The 20,267-nt window shown below is 73.9% G+C and carries 17 protein-coding genes; 10 read left to right on the top strand and 7 right to left on the bottom strand.

Annotated features, from left to right (window positions below; genetic code table 11):
* The first annotated feature begins 261 nt into the window (after positions 1-261).
* On the top strand, positions 262-1,251 hold the full coding sequence (locus HS048_RS32825) for a polyprenyl synthetase family protein (protein ID WP_196469819.1): 990 nt from the start codon (positions 262-264) through the stop codon (positions 1,249-1,251).
* A 110-nt stretch (positions 1,252-1,361) separates the two neighbouring features.
* On the opposite strand, the gene HS048_RS32820 is transcribed toward HS048_RS32825, so the two are convergent.
* The gene (locus HS048_RS32820) at positions 1,362-2,558 is read right to left on the bottom strand and encodes a cytochrome P450 (protein WP_068897699.1); all 1,197 of its coding nucleotides are present in this window, start codon (positions 2,556-2,558) and stop codon (positions 1,362-1,364) included.
* 323 nt (positions 2,559-2,881) lie between these two features.
* On the opposite strand from HS048_RS32820, the gene HS048_RS32815 reads away from it, so the two are divergent.
* The gene (locus tag HS048_RS32815; protein ID WP_196469818.1) at positions 2,882-3,823 is read left to right on the top strand and encodes an aldo/keto reductase; all 942 of its coding nucleotides are present in this window, start codon (positions 2,882-2,884) and stop codon (positions 3,821-3,823) included.
* Between the two features lie 109 nt (positions 3,824-3,932).
* Here the strand turns inward: HS048_RS32815 and HS048_RS39010 are convergent, their stop codons facing one another.
* A complete protein-coding gene (locus tag HS048_RS39010) occupies positions 3,933-4,607 on the bottom strand; it encodes a FadR/GntR family transcriptional regulator (protein ID WP_068897697.1) in 675 nt (224 codons plus the stop codon).
* A 141-nt stretch (positions 4,608-4,748) separates the two neighbouring features.
* A complete protein-coding gene (locus tag HS048_RS32805; protein WP_084008399.1) occupies positions 4,749-5,459 on the bottom strand; it encodes a TetR family transcriptional regulator in 711 nt (236 codons plus the stop codon).
* Positions 5,460-5,648: 189 nt separating this feature from the next.
* Here HS048_RS32805 and HS048_RS32800 point away from each other — a divergent pair, with 189 nt between their 5' ends.
* The 3 genes from HS048_RS32800 (at position 5,649) to HS048_RS32790 (ending at position 11,178) form a co-directional block, all read left to right on the top strand.
* Positions 5,649-6,827, top strand: a complete 1,179-nt coding sequence (locus HS048_RS32800) for an acyl-CoA dehydrogenase family protein (protein WP_068897696.1) — start codon at positions 5,649-5,651, stop codon at positions 6,825-6,827.
* Complete coding sequence (locus HS048_RS32795; protein ID WP_068897695.1) at positions 6,824-7,978, top strand: acyl-CoA dehydrogenase family protein; 1,155 nt, start codon at positions 6,824-6,826, stop codon at positions 7,976-7,978. The genes HS048_RS32800 and HS048_RS32795 overlap by 4 nt, the downstream gene beginning before the upstream one ends.
* 86 nt (positions 7,979-8,064) lie before the next feature.
* Positions 8,065-11,178, top strand: coding sequence for a response regulator (locus HS048_RS32790; protein WP_196469817.1), 3,114 nt, complete (start codon positions 8,065-8,067; stop codon positions 11,176-11,178).
* A gap of 100 nt (positions 11,179-11,278) precedes the next feature.
* On the opposite strand, the gene HS048_RS32785 is transcribed toward HS048_RS32790, so the two are convergent.
* Entirely contained in the window at positions 11,279-12,901 is a 1,623-nt protein-coding gene (locus tag HS048_RS32785) for a hypothetical protein (protein ID WP_196469816.1), read from the bottom strand.
* Positions 12,902-13,188: 287 nt separating this feature from the next.
* Here HS048_RS32785 and HS048_RS32780 point away from each other — a divergent pair, with 287 nt between their 5' ends.
* The 5 genes from HS048_RS32780 to HS048_RS32760 are packed head-to-tail and all read left to right on the top strand — an operon-like array spanning position 13,189 to position 17,082.
* Entirely contained in the window at positions 13,189-14,289 is a 1,101-nt protein-coding gene (locus HS048_RS32780; RefSeq protein ID WP_196469815.1) for an ABC transporter ATP-binding protein, read from the top strand.
* Positions 14,282-14,950: an ABC transporter permease gene (locus HS048_RS32775; protein WP_196469814.1), complete on the top strand. Its 669-nt coding sequence runs from the start codon at positions 14,282-14,284 to the stop codon at positions 14,948-14,950. Before HS048_RS32780 ends, HS048_RS32775 begins: the two co-directional genes overlap by 8 nt.
* On the top strand, positions 14,947-15,618 hold the full coding sequence (locus HS048_RS32770; protein WP_068897818.1) for an ABC transporter permease: 672 nt from the start codon (positions 14,947-14,949) through the stop codon (positions 15,616-15,618). Before HS048_RS32775 ends, HS048_RS32770 begins: the two co-directional genes overlap by 4 nt.
* A 36-nt stretch (positions 15,619-15,654) precedes the next feature.
* Positions 15,655-16,572, top strand: coding sequence for an ABC transporter substrate-binding protein (locus tag HS048_RS32765; protein WP_068897690.1), 918 nt, complete (start codon positions 15,655-15,657; stop codon positions 16,570-16,572).
* Between the two features lie 30 nt (positions 16,573-16,602).
* On the top strand, positions 16,603-17,082 hold the full coding sequence (locus HS048_RS32760; protein ID WP_068897689.1) for a flavin reductase family protein: 480 nt from the start codon (positions 16,603-16,605) through the stop codon (positions 17,080-17,082).
* Positions 17,083-17,128: 46 nt separating this feature from the next.
* Here the strand turns inward: HS048_RS32760 and HS048_RS32755 are convergent, their stop codons facing one another.
* The 3 genes from HS048_RS32755 to sppA form a co-directional block, all read right to left on the bottom strand.
* Positions 17,129-17,677 carry a dihydrofolate reductase family protein gene (locus tag HS048_RS32755; protein WP_196469813.1) on the bottom strand — a complete coding sequence of 183 codons (549 nt, stop codon included), beginning with the start codon at positions 17,675-17,677 and terminating at the stop codon, positions 17,129-17,131.
* Positions 17,678-17,699: 22 nt separating this feature from the next.
* Positions 17,700-18,284, bottom strand: a complete 585-nt coding sequence (locus HS048_RS32750; protein ID WP_068897687.1) for a TetR family transcriptional regulator — start codon at positions 18,282-18,284, stop codon at positions 17,700-17,702.
* Positions 18,285-18,568: 284 nt separating this feature from the next.
* On the bottom strand, positions 18,569-20,266 hold the full coding sequence (gene sppA, locus HS048_RS32745; RefSeq protein ID WP_196469812.1) for a signal peptide peptidase SppA: 1,698 nt from the start codon (positions 20,264-20,266) through the stop codon (positions 18,569-18,571).
* Position 20,267: the final 1 nt, after the last annotated feature.

The following is a 20,267-nucleotide window of genomic DNA, read 5'->3' as shown; positions in this document are numbered from 1 at the left end:
CGGATCCCCTCCTCCGTCCACGGCATCGCCGCCGATACAGGAGGCCGGCCCGGCGGGGCTCAGCCGGGGTCGACCTGCATCGCCGTCGGCCGAGGCGTGCGAGCTGTCCGAACCGCGGAGCCGTCGGGGCGGCCGAGCCCGCTGAGAGTCGTCTCAGCGGTTCTCAGCTCCGGCTCAGCAGGGCTCAGCGTCTCCTCAGGAGGGTTCGGGCAGCGTGGCGGGTGATCCCCGCAGGAGGGGTCCCGCCACCAGGAGGTCGCCATGCCCGTCCACGTCACGCGCCCCGCGGGCCCGGAGGAGGTTCTCGCCGGTCCGGCCGTCTCCGCCGGGCTCCGGCGGGTGGAGAGGCGCCTGCGGAGCCTGAGCGCCTCGTCCCGGCTGCCGTCCGTCAGCCGCGCGGTCACCCGGATCACCGGGGCCGGAGGCAAGCGGCTGCGGCCCGCGCTGACCCTGGCGGCGGCGCTCGCGCTGGGCGGCCGGATCGACAGGCGGACGGTGACCGCCGCGGCGTGCGTGGAGCTCGTCCACGCGGGGTCGCTGGTCCACGACGACCTGATGGACGGGGCGGCCGAGCGCCGCGGCGTGCGGACCCTCAACGCCGAGCTGGGCGACGCCCGGGCGCTGGTGGTGGGCGACTTCATGCTGGCCAGGGCCGCGCTGACCGCGCTCTCCTCGCTCTCCAGGCCGGTGGCCGAGACGCTGGCCGCCACCGTCGTCGAGCTGGCCGAGGGGCAGTTCCAGGAGGCGGCCGAGCTCTTCGACGCCGGCCGCACCCCCGAGAGCGCCCTGTGCTCCGTCCGCCGCAAGACGGCCTCCCTGTTCCGGGCGAGCTGCCTGGTCGCGCACCCGGACGGGCGGGTCCTGGCGGAGTACGGCGAGCGGTTCGGCACGATGTTCCAGATCCTGGACGATCTGCTGGATCTGGGCTCCACGGCGGAGCTGCTCGGCAAACCCGCCGGCAACGACCTGCGGCAGGGCGTCTACACCCTGCCGCTGCTCACGGCCGTGCGGGGGGACTGCGCCGATCTGCGTCCGTTCCTGGGGCGGAGACTGACCGAGGACGAGATCGGAACCGTCCTGACCCGGCTCAGGGCGGGCTCCATGGCGGAGGAGACGATCGCGCACTGCCGAGATCTGGCGGCGGACGCCGTCGCCACGCTGCCCGGCATCGCCGACCCCGAGGCCGCCGAAGCCCTGCACCGCCTGCCGTACGCCTGCCTCGACAGGGCGGAGTCCCTGCTCGTCAGGTGAGTGCGGATGAGCGCCTCCCGGACGGAGCAGGCGGCTCGGGTTGAAGACACCATGGTCGGTCAGACGATGAGCCGGGCTCCACCGGGAGGCGTTTCCCTGCATCCTCACTGTCAGCCGAGGTCGACCGGGAGCTCCTTGATGCCGTTGATGAAGTTGGAGCGCAGGCGCCGGGCCGGGCCGGTCTGGGAGATCTTCGGCAGCCGCTCGGCCAGCACCTCGAACAGGACCCGGAGCTCCAGCTTGGCGAGGTGGTTGCCGAGGCAGAAGTGGGCCCCTCCGCCGCCGAACCCGATGTGCGGGTTGGGGTCGCGGCCGATGTCGAAGACGCCGGGGGAGTCGAACACGGACTCGTCGCGGTTGGCCGAGCCGTAGAAGACCACGACCTTGTCGTTCTCGCGGACCTGCCGGTCCCCGATCACCGTGTCGGCGGTCGCCGTGCGGCGGAAGAGGTTGACCGGTGAGACCCAGCGGACGATCTCGTCGGCCGCGGCGGGCGCCAGCGCCGGCTCGGACACCAGGCGGGACCACTGCTCGGGGTGCTCGAAGAGCGCCAGCATGCCGCCGGAGGCCGCGTTGCGGGTCGTCTCGTTGCCCGCTACCACCAGGAGCAGCACGAACAGGTCGAACTCGTTCTCGTCGAGCGCCTCGCCGTCCTCGGCGGGCTGCAGGAGCTTGGTGATGATGTCGTCGCGAGGCTCCGCGCGCCGCTGGGCGGCCAGGGCGTTGGCGTAGGCGTAGACCTCCGAGGCCGCGTCGCGTCCCTGCGACGGGTCGGCCGCGTAGTCCGGGTCCTCGGCGCCGATCATCTGGTTGGACCAGGTGAAGAGCTTGTCGCGGTCCTCGACGGGCGCGCCGAGCAGCTCGCAGATGACGTAGAGCGGGAGCGGGGCGGCGATGTCCCGGACGAAGTCGACCGGGCCGCGGCCCCTGGCCTCGTCCACCAGGTCGTGGCAGATGTCGCGGATGTGCTGCTCCAGCCGCCCGATGACCCGCGGGGTGAAACCCCGGTTGACCAGGGAGCGCCGCCGGGTGTGCTCCGGGGGGTCCTGGTTGAGCATCATCATCCGCTGGAGCTCGCGCTCCTCCTCGGGCATCTCGTTGATCAGCGCGAGCTTGCGGTGGGAGGAGAACAGGTCGGAGCGGCGGGAGACGTGGACCACGTCGGCGTGCCGGGTCACCGCCCAGAAGCCGGGGCCGTCGGGGTCGGGGTGCCAGTGGACGGGGTCGTTGGCGCGCAGCCAGGCGAACTGCTCGTGGGGAGGCCCGTGCTTCGCGTAGAAGTCCTGGTCGATGACGTTGATGTCCATCTGCTCTCCCATGCGGGCCGTACGGGCGGCTTCCCCGGTGTCCGCGCGGCACCGGGACGCGGTCCGGCCGCGCCCCGACCGGCGGTGCATCCGGGGATCACTGATCGATCACGTTTCTGAAACGTGTTCTATTACGGGTCGGGGGGAGAGTCAAGGGCGGGACCGGTGGTTGTCCCGTCCCGGACTCGTCCGGGCGCGTGACGCCGCACTACCCGTACGGCGCCGCCTTATCCGCCGGCCGGGGTACCGGAACCGCGATCGGCTAGGCTCCCGCCGGGCGGCGGGAGCCGTACCCGGGCATCTCCCGCGGAACGGAGCACATGATGGGCGTCAGCGCGGACATCGGCAGGTACGGCTTCGGCGCCGGCCCCATCGGCAACCTGTTCACCGCGGTGGACGACGAGACGGCGCGGGCGGCGGTCGACGCCGCCTACGAGGCCGGGATCCGGTTGTTCGACACCGCGCCGCACTACGGGCTCGGCCTGTCGGAGCGGCGGCTCGGCGCGGCCCTGGCGGACCGCCCCCGCGACTCCTACACGCTCTCCACCAAGGTGGGCCGCCTGCTCGTGCCGTCGGAGGCAGGAGGCTCCCGGGACGCGGAGGGCTTCGACGTCCCCGCGGACCTGCGCCGGGTGCGCGACTACTCCCGCGACGGGGTGCGCCGGTCGATGGACGAGAGCCTGGGGCGGCTCGGTCTCGACCGGGTCGACATCGTGCTGATCCACGACCCGGACGACCACTGGGAGCAGGCCGTCTCCGAGGCGTACCCGGCCCTGGCCGAGCTGCGCGACCAGGGCGTCGTCGGGGCGATCGGGGCCGGCATGAACCAGTGGGAGATGCTCGCCCGGTTCGTCCGGGAGACGGACATGGACGTGGTGATGCTGGCGGGGCGCCACACGCTGCTCGACCAGTCGGGCACGCGCGGGCTGCTCCCGCTCTGCGCGGAGCGCGGGGTCCGCGTGCTCGCGGCGGGGGTGTTCAACAGCGGCCTGCTGGCCACCCACGGCGCCTCCGGCACCTACGACTACGCCCCCGCCCCCGGGCCGCTGCTGGCGCGCGCCCGCCGGATCGCCCGGGTCTGCGAACGCCACGGCGTCACCCTGCCCCAGGCGGCGCTGGCCTTCCCGCTCCGCCATCCGGCGGTCGTCTCCGTGGTCGCCGGGGCCCGCTCGGCCGCCGAGGTCACCCGCAACGCGGCCCTGGCCGCCGCACCCGTCCCCGAGGCCCTCTGGACCGACCTCGCCGCCGAGGGCCTCGTCGGCTGAGCAGGAAGGCCGGGGCCGTCCCTTCCCGTCTGGTGAGCGGGGTCCGGGGGTGGTGCCCTCTCCGCCGGACCGGGTGACGAGGCCCGGGGTGCCGTCCGCTCCGCCGGGATCAGGCGAGGGCGCCGCGGAGCCACTCCTCGACATCGGCGATGTGCACGGTGGCCCAGGCGCGGGCGACCTCCGGCCGGCGGGAGGCGATGGCCTCGCAGATCGCGGCGTGCTGCTCGCGGGTCCTGGCCAGGGCCCCCTCCTGGGTGAGCCCCCGCCAGACGCGCGCCCGGGTGGTCGGGCCGGACAGGCTCTCGATCAGGGAGCAGAGCACCGCGTTCCCGGAGCCCGCCGCGATGCGCCGGTGGAACTCCAGGTCGTTGGCGACGAGCTGCTCGACGCTCGGGTCGCCGGGCAGCGAGGCGAGGATCCCGCGCAGCTCGGCCACCCCGGCCTCGTCCATCCGGGCCGCGGCCATGGCGGTGGCGGCCGGTTCCAGGATCCGCCGGACCTGGAAGAACTGCAGCACGGTGTCGTCCTGGTGGAAGTCCACCACGAAGGACACGGCGTCCAGCAGCAGCCCCGGTTCCAGGCTGGTCACGTAGGTGCCGTCGCCCTGACGCACGTCCAGCACGTTGATCAGGGCCAGCGCGCGGACCGCCTCGCGCAGGGAGTTGCGGGACAGGCCGAGCCGTTCGGCGAGAACGGCCTCCTTCGGCAGGCGGCTGCCCGGGGTGAGCTCGCCTGAGAGGATCATCTGCTTGATCTTGTCGATCGCGGCGTCGGTGACCGCCACGCCTCACCGTCCCAGACTCGCCGGTACATCGGATGCCCAGGAGTTTAGGGGCCGGAGCGCGAGGGCGTCCGGAGGCGGCCGCGCGCCATCCGGAACGCCGTTCGCGCGGTTCTCCGGAGCGTTCCGCGGCGTTTTACGGCCTCAGGCGGAGGAGACGTCCGGGAAGTCGGCGAACAGGCGGACGGCGGCGATCTCGATGCGCCACTGGATCTGCTCGTACGTCCGCCGCCCGCGCAGCATCTCCAGCAGCTCGTGGACCCAGACGCTCGCCAGCGACCCCGCCAGGGCCACCTGCTCCTCGGTCGCGCCGTCCGCGCCGGCTCCCTCTCCCGCGACGCGGACGAGCAGGCCCGCCATGCGGTCCCCGAAGGGGGTCTCCACCTCGGTCATGATCAGCGAGCGGATGAGCGCGTCGGCGAGCTCGGGCTCGCGCATGAGGCCGCGGGTGGCCCGCATCAGCACGTCGACCGCACGGCCCGCCGGGGCCGAGGCGCTGGGCGGCCGGCGCTCGATGCTGCTCTCGAGGAGGTCGATCTCCTCGCCCACGACGGCGACGACCAGATCCATCTTCGAGGGGAAGTAGCGGTAGAGCGTGCCCAGCGCGACACCCGCGCGCTCGGCGACGGTGCGCATCTGCATGGCCTCGACGCCGCCGCGCGAGGCGAGGGCCGCGGCGGCCTGGATGATGCGCTTGCGCCGCTGGTGCTGGCTCCTCGTGCGGACGCCGGTGGACGAGGGTTCGCCGTGCACGCCTGCCCCCTTGCTCGTGACGGATCCGGCGGTGCTCGGGGCGGACGTGCCGGTGAGGCGCGGGGTGACCGACGCCTCGATGGTCGTATGCGGAGTACGCATGAGAACACGTTATCTGATTCCCTCCTCTTCCGATGAGTTACCCGCCAGTCACAAATCTCCTGGATCCTCCATGCGGTATGTCTCGCGGCGGCATTCTGTGCGATGTTGCGAGTGGGCACTATGGACAGTTATTGGAATCTGTTCTAATTTCTGGTCGAGCGATTCGGGCACCACCGCCGGGAGGCGCCAGTGGACTTCACCCTTGACGAGGCGCAGGAAGAGCTGCGCGGGCTGGCGGCGGGGCTGCTCGGACGGGAGGCGGCCCCGGCCCGGCTCGACGCGCACGAACGGAGCGGCGAGCCGTACGACGCGGGTCTGTGGCGCGCCCTCGCCCGGGCCGGGCTGCTCGGCGCGGTCCTCCCCGAGGAGGCGGGCGGCGCCGGGCTCGGGCCGGTGGAGCTGGCCGTGATCCTGCGCGAGGTCGGCGCCCACGTCGCCCCCGTCCCCGTCCAGCAGAGCCTGGTCGCCGCGATGACCGTCGCCGGGTACGGCTCGGCCGCGCAGCGCCGGGCGCTGGCCCCGCTGGCCGAGGGCGGGCTGGTGCTGAGCGCGGCGCCGCGCGGGCCCGCCAGCCCGCGCGGCGCCCGCAGCGGTCCCGGGACCGTGGAAACCGCTTCCGGGAGCGCGGAGACCGCTTCCGGGACCGCGGAGACCGCCGGCAGTCCCGGTGCCGTCACGGCCCGGCGGACCCCGGGAGGCGGCTGGGTGCTCGACGGCCGCACCGGCGCCGTGCCCTACGCCGCCCAGGCGGACCGGGTGCTGGTCCCGGCCACGCTGGACGGCGGGGCCGGGCTGTTCATGGTCGGACCCGGGGCGGCGGAGCTGCGGGCCGTACCCCTGCCGTCCGGGGAGCCGGGAGCCGTGCTGGTGCTGGACGGCGCCCCCGCCGAGCCGGTCGGCCCGGACGGGGGCGGAGGCGGGGAGGCGCTGCGGGGCCTGCGGCGCCTGGCCACCGCGGGGGCCGTGGCCACCGCCTCCGGCGTGCTGGCCGGAGCCCTGGCGCTGACCACCGGCTACATCGGGACGCGCAGGCAGTTCGGCCGGGCGCTGGCCGAGTTCCAGGCGGTGACCGTGCAGATCGCCGACGTCTACATCGCGGGCAGGGCCCTGGACGTGGCCCTCTGGTCGGCGGTCTGGCGGCTGGCGGAGGGGCCGCCCGAGGAGGCCGAGGCCGACCTGGCGGTGGGCGCGTTCACCGCGGCCGACGCCGGGCTGAAGGCCCTGTACACCTGCCAGCACCTGCACGGCGGGATCGGGCTGGACGTGACCTACCCGCTGCACCGCCACTTCGCCTGGGCCAGGCACCAGGCCCACCTGCTGGGCGGGGCGGAGGCCCGGCTCGACGAGATCGGAGCGCTCGCCGGATGATGATCGACCTGACCGCGGAGCAGAAGCGGCTCCGCGACGAGCTGCGCGAGTACTTCCAGGGCTGCCTGACCGCCGAGGAGCGGGCGAAGATCGCCGCCGACCCGTTCGGCGACGCCTACATGGAGCACTGCCGGCGCCTCGGCCGCGACGGCAGGCTCGGCCTCGGCTGGCCGAAGGAGTACGGCGGCGGCGGGTACGGCCCGCTGGAGCAGCAGATCTTCGCCAACGAGATCGCGCGCGCCGAGGTGCCCTACCCGCTCATCACCGTGCAGACCGTCGGCCCGACCCTCATGCAGCACGGCACGCCCGCGCAGAAGGACTTCTTCCTCCCGCGCATCCTGGCCGGGGAGTGCCACTTCGCGATCGGCTACAGCGAGCCCGAGGCGGGCACCGACCTGGCGTCCCTGCGCACCACCGCGGTCCTGGACGGCGACCACTACGTGGTGGACGGGCAGAAGACGTTCACCTCGGGCGCCCACCACGCGGACCACATCTGGCTGGCCGCCCGGACCGACCCGGCGGCGAAGCGGCACCGCGGCATCACGATGATGATCGTCGACTGCGCCGACCCCGGCTTCTCCTGGACGCCGATCATCACCATGGACGGGCGGCACCACACCAACGCCACCTACTACTCGGGGGTGCGCGTGCCGGTGGACATGGTGGTGGGGGAGGTGAACCGGGGCTGGGACCTGATCGTCGACCAGCTCAACCACGAGCGGGTCACGCTCGGCCCGGCCGGCAACCTCGGCCGCCTGCGCGACCGGTTCCTGGACTGGGCGCGGGGCGCGGGCCTGGACGGCGAGCCCGCGGTGCGCCGCGCGCTCGGCCGCCTCCACGTGCTCTTCCGCACCAACGAGCTGCTCAACTGGCAGGTCGCGGCGGGCATGGACCGCGGCTGGCTGGGCGCTCCGGACGCCTCCGCCACCAAGGTCTACGCCTCGGAGGCGATGCAGGAGGCCGGCCGGCTCCTCGGGGACGTCCTGGCCCGCTTCGGGGACCTGGCGGACCCGGAGACGGCGGAGTTCGCCGAGCGGCTCGACCACCTGGCCAAGGGCGCGCTCGTGCTGACCTTCGGCGGCGGGGTGAACGAGGTGCAGCGCGAGTTGATCGCCATGCTCGGGCTGGGCCTGCCGAGACCGCCCCGCTGAGCCGGCAGGCGGTACATCCTCTTCGAAAAAGCGGACATATAGAATAAACGGCTATTTATGTCCACTGTGGAGAAGAGGACGAGAACATGGCGACAGGCGCGCCCTCAACCTCATCCGAACGGCAGACCCCCGATCCGGGCAGGCGACGGCGCAGGAGCGGCTGGACGGTGGGCGGGCTGCTCGCGGTCGGCTACGTCCTCGCGTTCGTCGCCTTCGCGGTCATCGGGATCAGTTCCTACATGCGCATCGGCACCCAGCTGGAGGAGCGGGGGGCGATCGAGCACACCCAGCGGACCATCGACCGGATCGAGGACCTCCGCGACCGGCTCAAGGACGCGGAGCGGGGCCAGCGCGGCTACGTCATCACCGGTCAGGACCGCTATCTGCACCCGTACCGGCAGGCGCTCACCGGGATCGAGGAGGACCTCGCGGCCCTGCGCCGGGTGACCGGGGACGACCCCCGCGAGCAGGAGACCCTCACCAGGCTCCAGCAGCCGGTGCGCGAGAAGCTCGGCGAGCTCGACGAGACGATCCGCCTCCGCCGCGAGCGGGGCTTCGAGGCCGCCCGCGACGTCGTGCTGACCGACCGCGGCGTGTGGAGCATGATCCAGGCCGAGACGCTGCTGAACCAGCTGAAGGAGCGGGAGGAGAGCCTGCTGGAGGCGCAGCAGCGCAGCCGGGCCGAGAGCGCGGCCGACACCCGGAACGTCATCCTGTGGGGCTCGCTGCTCGCGGCCCTGCTGGTCGCCGTCGCCGCGCGGTGGGCGACGCGCAAGGTGACCGCCTCCGTCGAGGAGGTGGCGGCCGCGGCCAGGCGGGTCGCGGACGGTGACGTGACCCGGCCCGCGCAGGTGACCGAGCCGGTGGAGCTGGCGGAGATGGCCGCGGCCGTCAACGGCTCGGTGCAGGTCATCGCCCGGGCGCGGGACGAGGCGCTCGCCGCCGCGGCGGCCAAGGCCTCGTTCCTGGCCACCATGAGCCACGAGATCCGCACCCCCATGAACGCCGTCATCGGGATGACGGACCTGCTGCTGGAGACCGACCTCGACACCGACCAGCGGGAGCTCGCCGACACCGTGCGCAACAGCGGTGAGGCCCTGCTCTCCGTGATCAACGACATCCTGGACTACTCCAAGATCGAGGCCGGGCAGCTCGACCTCGACGACGAGCCGTTCGACGTGCGGGAGTGCGTGGAGGGCACGCTCTCCCTGATGGCCCTCGCCGCCGAGAGCAAGGGCCTCGAACTGGTCGGGGACGTCGCCCCGGACTGCCCGAGGGTGCTGCGCGGCGACGTGACGCGGCTCCGGCAGGTGATCGTCAACCTGCTCAGCAACGCGGTGAAGTTCACCGACCAGGGGGAGATCGTCGTCACCGCGGACGGGCAGCGGCTCTCGGAACAGGACGACGGCCCGATCCGGCTCCGGGTGGCGGTCAGGGACACCGGGATCGGCATCCCGGCCGAGCGCATGGACCGGCTGTTCCGCTCGTTCAGCCAGGTGGACTCCTCGACCACCCGGGTCTACGGGGGCACGGGACTCGGCCTGGCGATCAGCCGGCGGCTCGCCCGGGCCATGGGCGGGGACCTGGACGTCGAGAGCGAGGTCGGCGTCGGCTCCACCTTCACGCTGACCGCGGTGCTGGCCGGCTGCCCCGAGTGCCCGGCGTCCACGCCCACGCCCGCCGCCGTGGCGCTCACCGGCAAGTCCGCGCTCGTCGTGGACGACAACGCGACGAACCGGCGCGTCCTGCGGCTGCAGCTCGCGGGCTGGGGCATGGAGTGCACCGACGTCGGCACCCCGGGCGAGGCGGTGGACCTGGTGACCGGCGGCCACTCCTACGACGTCGCCGTCCTGGACATGCACATGCCGGAGATGAGCGGGGAGCAACTGGCCGGTGTCCTGCGCGATCTCCCCGTCGGCCGGGACCTGCCGCTGGTGCTGCTGACGAGCGTGCACTGGCGGGCCAGGCTCGAACAGAAGGAACTGTTCGACGCGGTGCTCACCAAGCCCGCCCGCAGCGCCGTGCTGCGGGAGAAGATGGCGGGCGCGATAGCCCGCAGGGGGGCCGCGGTCTCCGAGGCGGAGACGGCCGGTGAGCGCACGGAGGGAGCCGAGCCGGGAGGGGCCGCCGGGAAGGGCGTCCTCGACGTGCTCCTCGCCGAGGACAACCCGGTCAACCAGAAGGTCGCCCAGCTCATGCTGGCCAGGCTCGGCCACCGGGTCGACACGGTCGACGACGGCGCACAGGCGGTGGAGGCGGTACGGCACGCCTCCTACGACGTGATCCTCATGGACATGCACATGCCGAACATGGACGGGCTGGAGGCGACCAGGCGGATCCGCGCGGAGCAGCCGGGGACCCGGCCGTACATCGTGGCGCTGACGGCCAGCGTGCTCGGCGAGGACCAGGAGGCCTGCCGGAACGCGGGCATGGACGACTACCTGGCCAAACCGGTGCGCGCGCACGAACTGGGCGAGCTCCTCGAACCGCTGCGGCCCGCGCGGTCCGGCCTCGACGAGGGACGGCCCGCCCCGGCCGCTGCGGCGGGGCCCGGTACGGCGCCGCCTGCCGGTGCGGCGCCCGTCCCGGAGGCCGACAAGTCCGGCGTCCCGGAGGTGGGCGCATCCGGTGTCCCGGCCTCCCCGGAGGAGGCCGGCGGACCCGCGCAGGAGTCCGAGCCGTCCTCGGAGGAGCCCGGTGGACCCGTGCAGGAACCCGGGCCGCCTCGGGAGGAGGCCGGTGGACCCGCGCAGGAGTCCGAGCCGTCCTCGGAGGGGTCCGGGCGGCCGTCGCGCGAGGACTCCATCAGGGAGCGCCTCGACGAGCTGGCCGGGCCGGACGCGGGGGAGGACGACTGGGAGATGGTCGACTACCTGGCGACCTCCTTCGTCGCCAAGGCCCCGGGCGCCCTGGAGGAGCTGGAGGAGGCCGTCACCCGGGGCCACGCCGGGGACGTGGAGAAGCGGGCGCACAGCCTGAAGGGCTCCGCCGTCAACATGGGCGCGACCGCCCTGGCTGAGCTGTGCGCCCGGCTGGAGGCGCAGGGCAGGTCGGGAGAGCTCTCGGCCACCGTGGAGACGCTGCGGCCGCTGCGGGAGGAGCTCGACCTCGCCTGCCGCACACTCAGGACCCTGCGCCCCGCCGTCGGCGAGGAGCAGGAGCCCGCGGCGCACGGCGAGGGACCGCGCCGCGCGGGGTGACGGGACCGGCCGCGCCGCGCGGGGTGACGGAGCCGACCGCGCGACCTACGGGACGGCGGCGGCCGATCACGCCGCGCAGGACGACGGGACCGGCCGCGCCCTACGGGGTGACGATGGTCGGGACGGCGAAGAAGACGAGCATCGCGATCGCGACGCAGATGATGAAGCCGACCACTTCCCAGACCCAGTCGTGGTGGCGCTCGCCGTGCCCGGCCTGCCTGCGCCTGCGGCGGCTCCCGGTCGGCGCGGGCGCGGACCGGGCCCGCCGGCCGGGCTCGCGGACCTCCGGGGCGTCGAGGGGCCCGGTCCGGTCGTCCGGCCGAACGGGACGGTCCGGCTCAGCGGGAGCGGTGCGGGCGGGGGCGGCGAACACGGGGCCGGCGGGATCGCCGTCCGCGCCATGACCGGTGCGGGGCGTTCCCAGAGGAGGCGCGAGGCCGCCCAGCTGGTCCGCGGGCAGAGGCCAGCCGGGCAGGGGACGGGTCGGCTCCTCCCACCCGGCACGGTCCGGGGGCCCGGCCGGAGTCCCGGTGGAAGCCGGGGCGCGGGTCCCGGCGGAGGCCGCCGCCGGGATCTCCGGCCGGGCCCTGAGCGGGGCCGAGGCGACCAGCTTGTCGGTGTAGGCCAGGGCCGCCCGGGCCTCCGGAGTGAGGGGGCGGAACAGGTCCTGCCCCGGGGCGGGGCCGTCCGCCGCCGGAGGAGGGTCGAGCACGTCGCCGGGGACCGGGGCGGACAGCGGTGGCGTCGCCTGCCGCGGCCTCGGACGTCGCGGCCGGGGACGGGGCGTCCGGAGGGGCGGATCGGAGGCGAGATGCGGGTCGGAGGCTGGGGACGTGCCGGGGGCGAAGGCCGTATCGGGGGCGGGGGTCGTGCCGGGGGCGCCGTCGCGGGCCGTCTCGTGGCTCGTGTCGAGGGCCGTCAGGACCGAGCCGCGCAGCCTGGGCATCGGCTCGGTGGTCGCCTCGTGGGCGGAGACGGCCTCCGGGTCCGGCGGGAGGAACAGGCGGGTGCTGGTCAGCGCGTGCGGCTCGGTGAGCGGCAGCGGCCAGGCGGGGGTGGTCGGCCAGAGCCTCCTGACCGGAAGGGAGGAGGCCCGGGCGGCGGGAGCCGTACCCGGTGCGGTGCCGAGGGCCGTGCCGGGCGCGGCGGCAAGCACGGCGGCGCGCAGTCCCCGGGGAGGGGAGGCCCACGGGGCGCGGGCGAGCACGTCGCGGATCTGGGCGGTCCCGAGGAGGGCGAAGACGCCGGCCAGGTGGGCCGGCGGCCGTGCCGAGGGCAGGGCCAGGGCCAGGGACTGGGCGAAACGGCGGCAGGCGCTCACGGTCAGCTCGTCGGCGGTGTCCGCCGCCACGTCGAGCACCCAGGAGAGCTCCGCGGTGTCCATCCCGCACACGCCGGACAGGTACAGCACCTCGCGCTGGTGCGGCCGGAGGTCCAGCAGGACCCGCCGGACGAAGACGGCCACCGGATCGGCGCCGGCGGAGGGTGGCGCGTGCACGACGTCGCGCCGCTGGATCTCACCGCGGGCCATGGCGTACAGCCCGGCGCGCGGGGGCCGCCGCTCGGCGGGCACGCCGGACAGGACGGACAGGACGGCGGCGGAGGCGGCGTCGGGATCGCCGAGCTGGTCGTGGCAGTAGGCGAACAGACCGGAGGCGTGGAGATCGTAGAGCTCGCCGATCGAGTCGCTGAGCGATCGCCGGCCGAGGAGCGGTTGGGTCACGGCGGGACCGGTTCCTGAAGGGTGCGGGCGGGGGTGTGGTGGGGGCGGGGCCTGTGGCATGTGTGACGTGGGTGGTCTGAGTGCCCACGATATGGGCAATGATGCCAAGTCATCGAGGTTCTTCGCACTATTGGATACCTATTTGATGTCGAAGACCTGCGGGTCCGCTGAAAGAGCGGGAGGTAGCGGGACAGACCGGAAGGGAGCACCATAGGCTGTTCCGCGAGGGATCATGGGGGCGGTTGCGGCAGGGGGGCCGTGCCCCTGCCGGAGACCAGGGGTTGGACATGATCACATTTGACGGTGTCACCAAGCGGTACGCCGGAGGGACCGTCGCGGTGGACGACCTCGGGCTGGAGGTCCCCACGGGGGAGATCACCGTGTTCGTGGGCCCGTCCGGGTGCGGGAAGACCACGTCGCTCCGCATGATCAACAGGATGGTCGACCCGACCGGCGGGCGGGTCCTGCTCGACGGTGTGGACGTGACGACCATCGACCCGCCGACCCTGCGGCGCGGCATCGGCTACGTCATCCAGCAGGCCGGGCTCTTCCCGCACCGGAAGGTGGTCGACAACGTGGCCACGGTGCCCCGCCTGCTCGGCTGGGAGCGGCGCCGGGCCCGGGCGCGGGCCATGGAGCTGCTGGAGCGGGTCGGGCTCGACGCCGCGCTGGCCGACCGCTACCCGTTCCAGCTCTCCGGAGGCCAGCAGCAGCGCGTCGGGGTGGCCAGGGCGCTGGCGGCGGACCCGCCGGTGCTGCTGATGGACGAGCCGTTCAGCGCCGTGGACCCGGTCGTGCGCGCGAGCCTGCAGGACGAGCTGCTGCGCCTGCAGGCCGAGCTGCGCAAGACGATCGTGTTCGTGACCCACGACATCGACGAGGCGATCAAGCTCGGCGACCGGGTGGCCGTGCTCCGCGTCGGCGGGCGGCTGGCCCAGCTCGACGCCCCGGCGCGGCTGCTGGCCGAGCCCGCCGACGACTTCGTCCGCGAGTTCCTCGGTCGCGACAGGGGCATCCGCCTGCTCTCGTTCGTCCCGAGCGGGGACCTGCCGCTCCGCACCGATCTGACCGTCCCGGTCTCGGCGGCCGCCTCGGCGCGCGGTACGGCCGAGCCCTGGCTGGCCCTGGTGGACGACGACGGCAGGCCGCTGGGCTGGATCGCCCCGCGGAGCCTGCCGGACTCCGGCACCCCGGCCGACCTGCGGCCGGAGCCGTACGGGACGTTCGTCAGGGGCCGCGACCCGTTGCGCTCCGTGCTGGACGCGGCGCTGCTGTCCCCCTCGGGCCACGCGATCGCGGTGGACGAGTCCGGCCGGGTCGAAGGGGTGGTGACCCGCGAGGCGCTGGACGCCGCGCTGGCGCGGGCGACGGGGGACGCCCGTGGGTGAGGAGCCGCTGGTCCGCTGGGACTGGATCGGGCGCAACCTGCCCGTGCTCCGGGAACTGCTGGTGGACAACGCCGTCATGGCGCTGGTCCCGGTGCTCGCCGGGCTGCTCCTGGCGCTCCCGCTCGGGCTGGCGGGAGTGCGCTGGCGCCGGCTCTACCAGCCCACCGTCGGCGTGATGAACGTGGTCTACTCGCTGCCCTCGCTCGCGGTCTTCATCGTGCTGATCCCGATCACGGGCCTGGCCACCCGGCTGACCGTCATGGTCCCGCTCACCTTCTACGCGATGGCGGTGCTGGTCCCGGCCGTGGTGGACGGGCTGGCCGCGGTCCCCGACCATGTCCGCCAGTCCGCGACGGCCATGGGCTTCACCCCGCTGCGGCGGCTGCTGCAGGTCGAGCTGCCGATCGCGGTGCCGGTCGTGCTCGCCGGGCTGCGGGTGGCGACGGTCTCCAGCGTCAGCCTGGTGAGCGTGGGCGCGCTGGTCGGCAGGGGCGGGCTCGGCTACCTGTTCATCGACGGCTGGCAGCGGCAGTTCCCCACCCCGATCATCGTGGGCATCGTGCTGATCGTGCTCCTGGCCGGCATCGCCGACCTGCTGCTGGTCGGCGCGCAGCGCCTGCTGACGCCGTGGGCCGGGTCCCGGACGAGGGGGCGGGCGTGAACTGGCTGATCGAGTTCCTCGGGAACCCCGCCAACTGGACCGGCGCGGACGGCGTCCCGGCCCGGTTGCTGGAGCACCTGGAGTTCGCCGGGCTCTCTCTGCTGCTGGCCATGGCCGTCGCGGTGCCGCTGGGGCTGTGGATCGGGCACACCGGCCGGGGCGCACTGCTGGTGGTGCTGAGCGCCAACGCGGCCCGGGCCCTGCCGACGCTGGGCCTGCTCGTGCTGATCGTGCTCCTGATGGGGGTCGGCACGATCGTCCCGGTGCTGATCCCGCTGGTGGCGCTGGCCGTACCGCCCATCCTGGTCAACGCCTACGAGGGCGTGCGGGGGGTGGACCCCGAGCTGCGCGACGCCGCCTACGGCATGGGCCTGCGCGGCCGCCAGGTGCTGTTCGGGGTGCTGGTGCCGGTGGCGCTCCCGCTGATCCTGCTCGGCCTGCGCACGGCCGCCATCCAGGTGGTGGCGACCGCGACGGTCGCCGCCTACGTGGGTCTAGGCGGTCTCGGCCGCTACGTCATCGACGGCCTGGCGACCCAGGACTACCCGCGCGCCGTCGGCGGGGCCGTCCTCGTGGCGGGGCTCGCGCTGGCGGTCCAGGGGCTGTTCGCGATCCTGTCACGGGTCTCGGTGTCACCGGGGGTGAGCCGCCGGCCGGGCATCCGATAATCTCCTGTTTTCCTCCCGCTTCAGAAGGGAATTTCGATGAAGCGCCTGATCCGTACCGCGGTCGTCGTCCTGTCCGCGGCGTTCACGCTCAGCGCGTGCGGGGGCGGCGACCCGCTCACCAGCGCGTCGCCCGCCCCGGCGGACTCCGGGTCCGCATCCGCCCCGGGAGGGAAGGTCGTCGTCGGTTCGGCCAACTTCCCGGAGAACGTCCTGTTGGCCGAGATCTACGCCCAGGCCCTGGAGGCCAAGGGCGTGCAGGTCGAGAAGAAGCTCAACATCGGCAGCCGCGAGGTCCTCTACGACCAGGTCAAGGGCGGCGGCCTGACCGTCCTGCCGGAGTACGTCGGCTCGCTCCTGGCCTACGTCGACAAGAGCAGCACCGCCAGGACCAAGGACGACGTCGTCGCCGCGCTCAAGGAGAAGCTCCCCGCCGAGCTGGAGATCCTCCAGCCCGCCGCGGCCGAGGACAACAACTCGCTGACCGTCACCAAGGCCACCGCGGAGAAGGAGGGCCTGGCCACGATCGAGGACCTGGCCAAGGTCGCCAAGGGCTACGCGGTGGGCGGCCCGCCGGAGTTCCAGTCGCGCCAGGAGCAGAACTTCAAGGACGTCTACGGCCTGGAGTTCAAGGAGTGGAAGAAGACCGGCGCCGCCACCGCCGACGCGATCAAGGACGGCACCGTCCAGGTGGGCAACGTCTTCACCACCGACCCCAAGATCGTCCTCAACGACCTGGTCTCGCTCAAGGACACCAAGAGCGCCTTCGCCGCCGAGAACATCGCGCCGCTGGTCAACAAGGCGGGCGTGGACGACACGGTGCGCACGACGCTGGACGCGGTCTCCGCCAAGCTCGACACCGCCGGCCTGGTCGCGCTGATGAAGCGCGTCGCGGTCGACAAGGACGACGCCGCCGTCGTGGCCAAGGACTGGCTGACGCAGAACGGCCTGGTCTGACCCTAGGGTGGTCGGCGTGAGGGGGTGGTGATGGGCGAGTTCACCGAGGCCATGGCGCAGGTCGCCGGGGCGGTGTCCGTGGTGACCGTCCGGGACGGGCGCGACGACGTGGGCACGACCGTGACCACCCTCACCTCGATCTCGCTCGACCCGCCGCTGGTCATGGTCAGCCTGGCGAGCGGCGGCTACCTCAACGAGCTGCTGCTCCGCCGCGACCGCTGGGCCGCCAGCGTGCTCTCGGCGGAGCAGAAGGCCGTCGCCAGCAGGTTCGCCGCCGCCGGCCGCCCCGGAGCCCGGCTCCTGCTCGCGGGCACCCCGCACCACCGGGGCCCGCTGAGCGAGGCGCTCGTCGTGGAGAAGGGCGTGACCGCCCTGGAGGCCGAGACGACCCAGGTCGTCCCCGCCGGGGACCACACCCTCTACGTCGCCCGGGTCCTGGGCGTCGCCTACGTCGACGCGGCGGCCGCCCCGCTCGTCCGGCTCCGCGGCCGCTACCGGTCCGTCGGCTGAATCCGCTCCGCGCGGACGCCGCCGGCGGGGCGCCGCGGGGCAGGCCTCAGAACCGGTCCTGCACGGCGTAGGTGGTCTGGACGAAACCGGCGCCGGGGACCGTGGTCGACCGGTGGACGAGCGCGATGTCCCCGTCGAGGGCGCCGAAGAGGCGCAGGCCGTCACCGAGCAGCACGGGGGCCGTGGTGATGGTCAGCTCGTGCACCAGTCCGGCGCGCAGGAACGACTGCACGACCTGGCCCCCGTCGGCGTAGACGCTCTTGGTGCCGCGCTCGGCGAGGTCCCGCGTCAACCCGTCGAGGTCGCGGTGGACGGTGATCCGGGGATCGGCGCCGTCGTCCAGACGTGTGCTCAGGACCGCCACGTGCCTGCCGTCGTACGGCCACTGCCCGGCGCCGAAGGTGAGGGCCTTCTCATAGGTGGCGCGGCCCATCACGACGGTGTCGATCCCGGCGATGAACTCCTGGTAGCCCATGTCGCCGGCCTGCTCCCCCCGGCTGGTGAGCCAGTCGATGTCGCCGTCGGGGCGGGCGATGAACCCGTCCAGGCTGGTGGCGATGAACACCGACACGGTGAACGGCTGCTGGGACGTCATGTCGTGGGTCTCCTCGGGGTCGTCAGGACCGGTGGGGGTGGAGCAACTGGTCGATGTCGGAGCGCAGGGCGTCGGCGAGGTCCTCCCCGCCGGTCACGGCCCACAGGATGAGTGCGCCGTTGTAGGCGACCTGGACCGCGCGGGCCAGCCGTACGGGGTCGGTGTCCCCGGCCAGCAGACGGGCGGCCACGGCGTCGGCGAGCAACCCGGTGATCTCTTCCCGTACCCGGCGGGCCTGGTCGGCGGCGTGCTCGCGGAACTCCGGATCGGTCAGGTCGAGCTGCAGGAAGGCCAGGCCGTTGGCCACCTCCTCGGGAGTGCGCAGGCCCGAGGCCAGCTCGGCCAGGGCGCCGTGCAGGGCCGCCAGGGGGGAGTCGTGCCGTCGCCGTGCCTGCCGGAAGACCTCCCCGGCGCCGGCGGCGGCCCAAGCCGCGAAGGCCAGCAGCAGGCCGCGCTTGGACCCGAACCGCTGCACGAGCGCGGCGGGGGACAACCCCGCCTCGGCGGCGACGGCGGCCAGCGTCAGGCCCGCCGGCCCGCGGGCGGTGACCGCCCGTCCGGTGGCTCGCATGATCGCCTCGTCACTGGTCGTGCGGGGTCGCGCCATGGCCGTCCTCCCCTCTCCCGTGCCCGTCCGTCGGCGGACGCGCGTTCGCCGATCTCCGCTCGGGAAGGCTACCGCTCCGCGTCCCGTTTGTAAATGAACGTTCATTTACAAACGGGGGCATCGCACTGCGTCGAGGGCCGTACGGCTCCGGCGCCACACGGGAAGGCGGTCCGGCGCCCTCCGCGGGTGCCGCGGGATCCGGCGGCGGACACGGCGACGCCCCGCCGTACGGCTCTCGCCGGGACGGGGCGTCGACGGAGAGGATCCGGGCCCGGGACGGGCTCCTAGCGGATCGTCCAGGAGCCGGGGAGCGTGAGCGGGCCGTACGACGGCAGGCCGAGCTCGGAGGCGACGGCCGCCAGCGGGCCCCAGGCCTCCAGCCGGACCCGGGCGAGCGCGGCGGCCCTGTCCTCGCTGGACTCCGGCGGGCGCAGGCGCTCCAGCGGGTTCAGCCGGGGGTAGGGGCGCACCGGGGCGTCGGCCGCGAGCCCGGCCTTCTTCCGGGCCAGGGCCAGGGCGTCCTCCAGCCCGCCGAGCTCGTCCACCAGCCCGCTCGCGTGGGCGTCGGCGCCGGTCCAGACGCGCCCCCTGGCCAGCTCGTGGGCGCGCTCGCGGGTCAGGCCGCGGCCCTCGGCCACCTTGCCCACGAAGTCGTCGTAGATCCGGTCCAGCCAGGCGTTGACCCGGTCCCACTGGGCGTCGGAGAAGCCGTGCGAGGGCGAGAACATCGCCGCGTTGGCGCCCTCGCGCACGGTCTCGGAGGTCACGCCGAGCTTCCCCAGCAGCTCGCCGATGACGGGCTTGCCGCCGAACACGCCGATGGAGCCGGTGAGCGTGCCGGGCTGGGCCATGATCACGTCGGCGGCCATGGCGACGAAGTAACCGCCGGAGGCCGCGACATCCCCCATCGAGACGATGACGGGCTTGCCCGCCTGGCGGGTGAGCACGACCTCGCGCCAGACGGCGTCGGAGGCGACGTAGGAGCCGCCGGGGCTGTCCACCCGGAACACGACCGCCCGCACGTTGTCGTCCCGGCGGGCCGCGCGCAGGGCGGCGCAGACCGTGTCGGAGCCCATCGCGCCGCCGCCCACGGGACCGCGCCCGCTCCGGCCGAGCTTGATCGGCCCGCTGCCCTGCACCAGCGCCACGGTCTGCTCACCGGGGTGCGGCAGCTTCCTGGCGAGCGCGCCCTTGTGGTAGCGGGAGACGTACAGGAGCAGGGCGTCCGCGCCCGCCTCCCGCCTGATCTCGTCGTAGACCTCGTCGCGGTAGGCGAGCCCGTCCACCAGGCCGGCCTCGACCGCCTCGGCGCCGATGAACGGCCCGGCGTCGACGAGCTCGCGGACCTTGGCCGGATCGAGCCGGCGGCCCTCGGCGATGCCCGCGACGACCTGCTCGGTGACCGACTCGGCGATCCGGGCCACCGACTCGCGGTGCGGCTCGGTCATGCCCTCCCGGGTGAACATGTTGGCCGCGGTCTTGTACTCGTGGCGCTGGCCGAGTTGGTACTCGACGCCGAGCTTCTCCAGCGCGCCGCGCACGAAGCGCTGCTCCAGCGCGATGCCGGTCAGCCCGACGTCGCCCGAGGGCTGCAGGTAGACCCGGTCGAAGGCGCTGGCCAGGTAGTAGGGGACGGTGCCCGCGCCGAACTCGCCGAACGACTCGGCGAACACCACCGCCCGCTTGCCCGCCGCCCGGAACCGGAGCACCGCCTGGCGCAGCTCCTGCACCATGGCCAGGCCCAGGTGGTGGGTGCCGATCTTGACGACCAGCCCCTTGACCCGGTCGTCCGTCCTGGCCCGTTTCAGCCCGGACAGCACGTCGGACAGGCGCGCCCTGCGCATGGACAGGACCGCGCTCAGCGGGTCGGCCGGGGGCCGGTCGATGAGGCCCTCGCTGAGGTCGAGCTCGAGGATCAGCGGAGCGGTCCGCCGCTGCCGGATCTTGTCGACGGTGTCGATGATCGCCTTCGTCGCGTCCATG

It is taken from the genome of Planomonospora sp. ID91781, assembly GCF_015711595.1.
In the GTDB taxonomy this organism is placed as follows: Bacteria; Actinomycetota; Actinomycetes; order Streptosporangiales; family Streptosporangiaceae; genus Planomonospora; species Planomonospora parontospora.
Note: the sequence above shows the minus strand (reverse complement) of the source record. Positions and strands in the feature narration are given on the sequence as shown.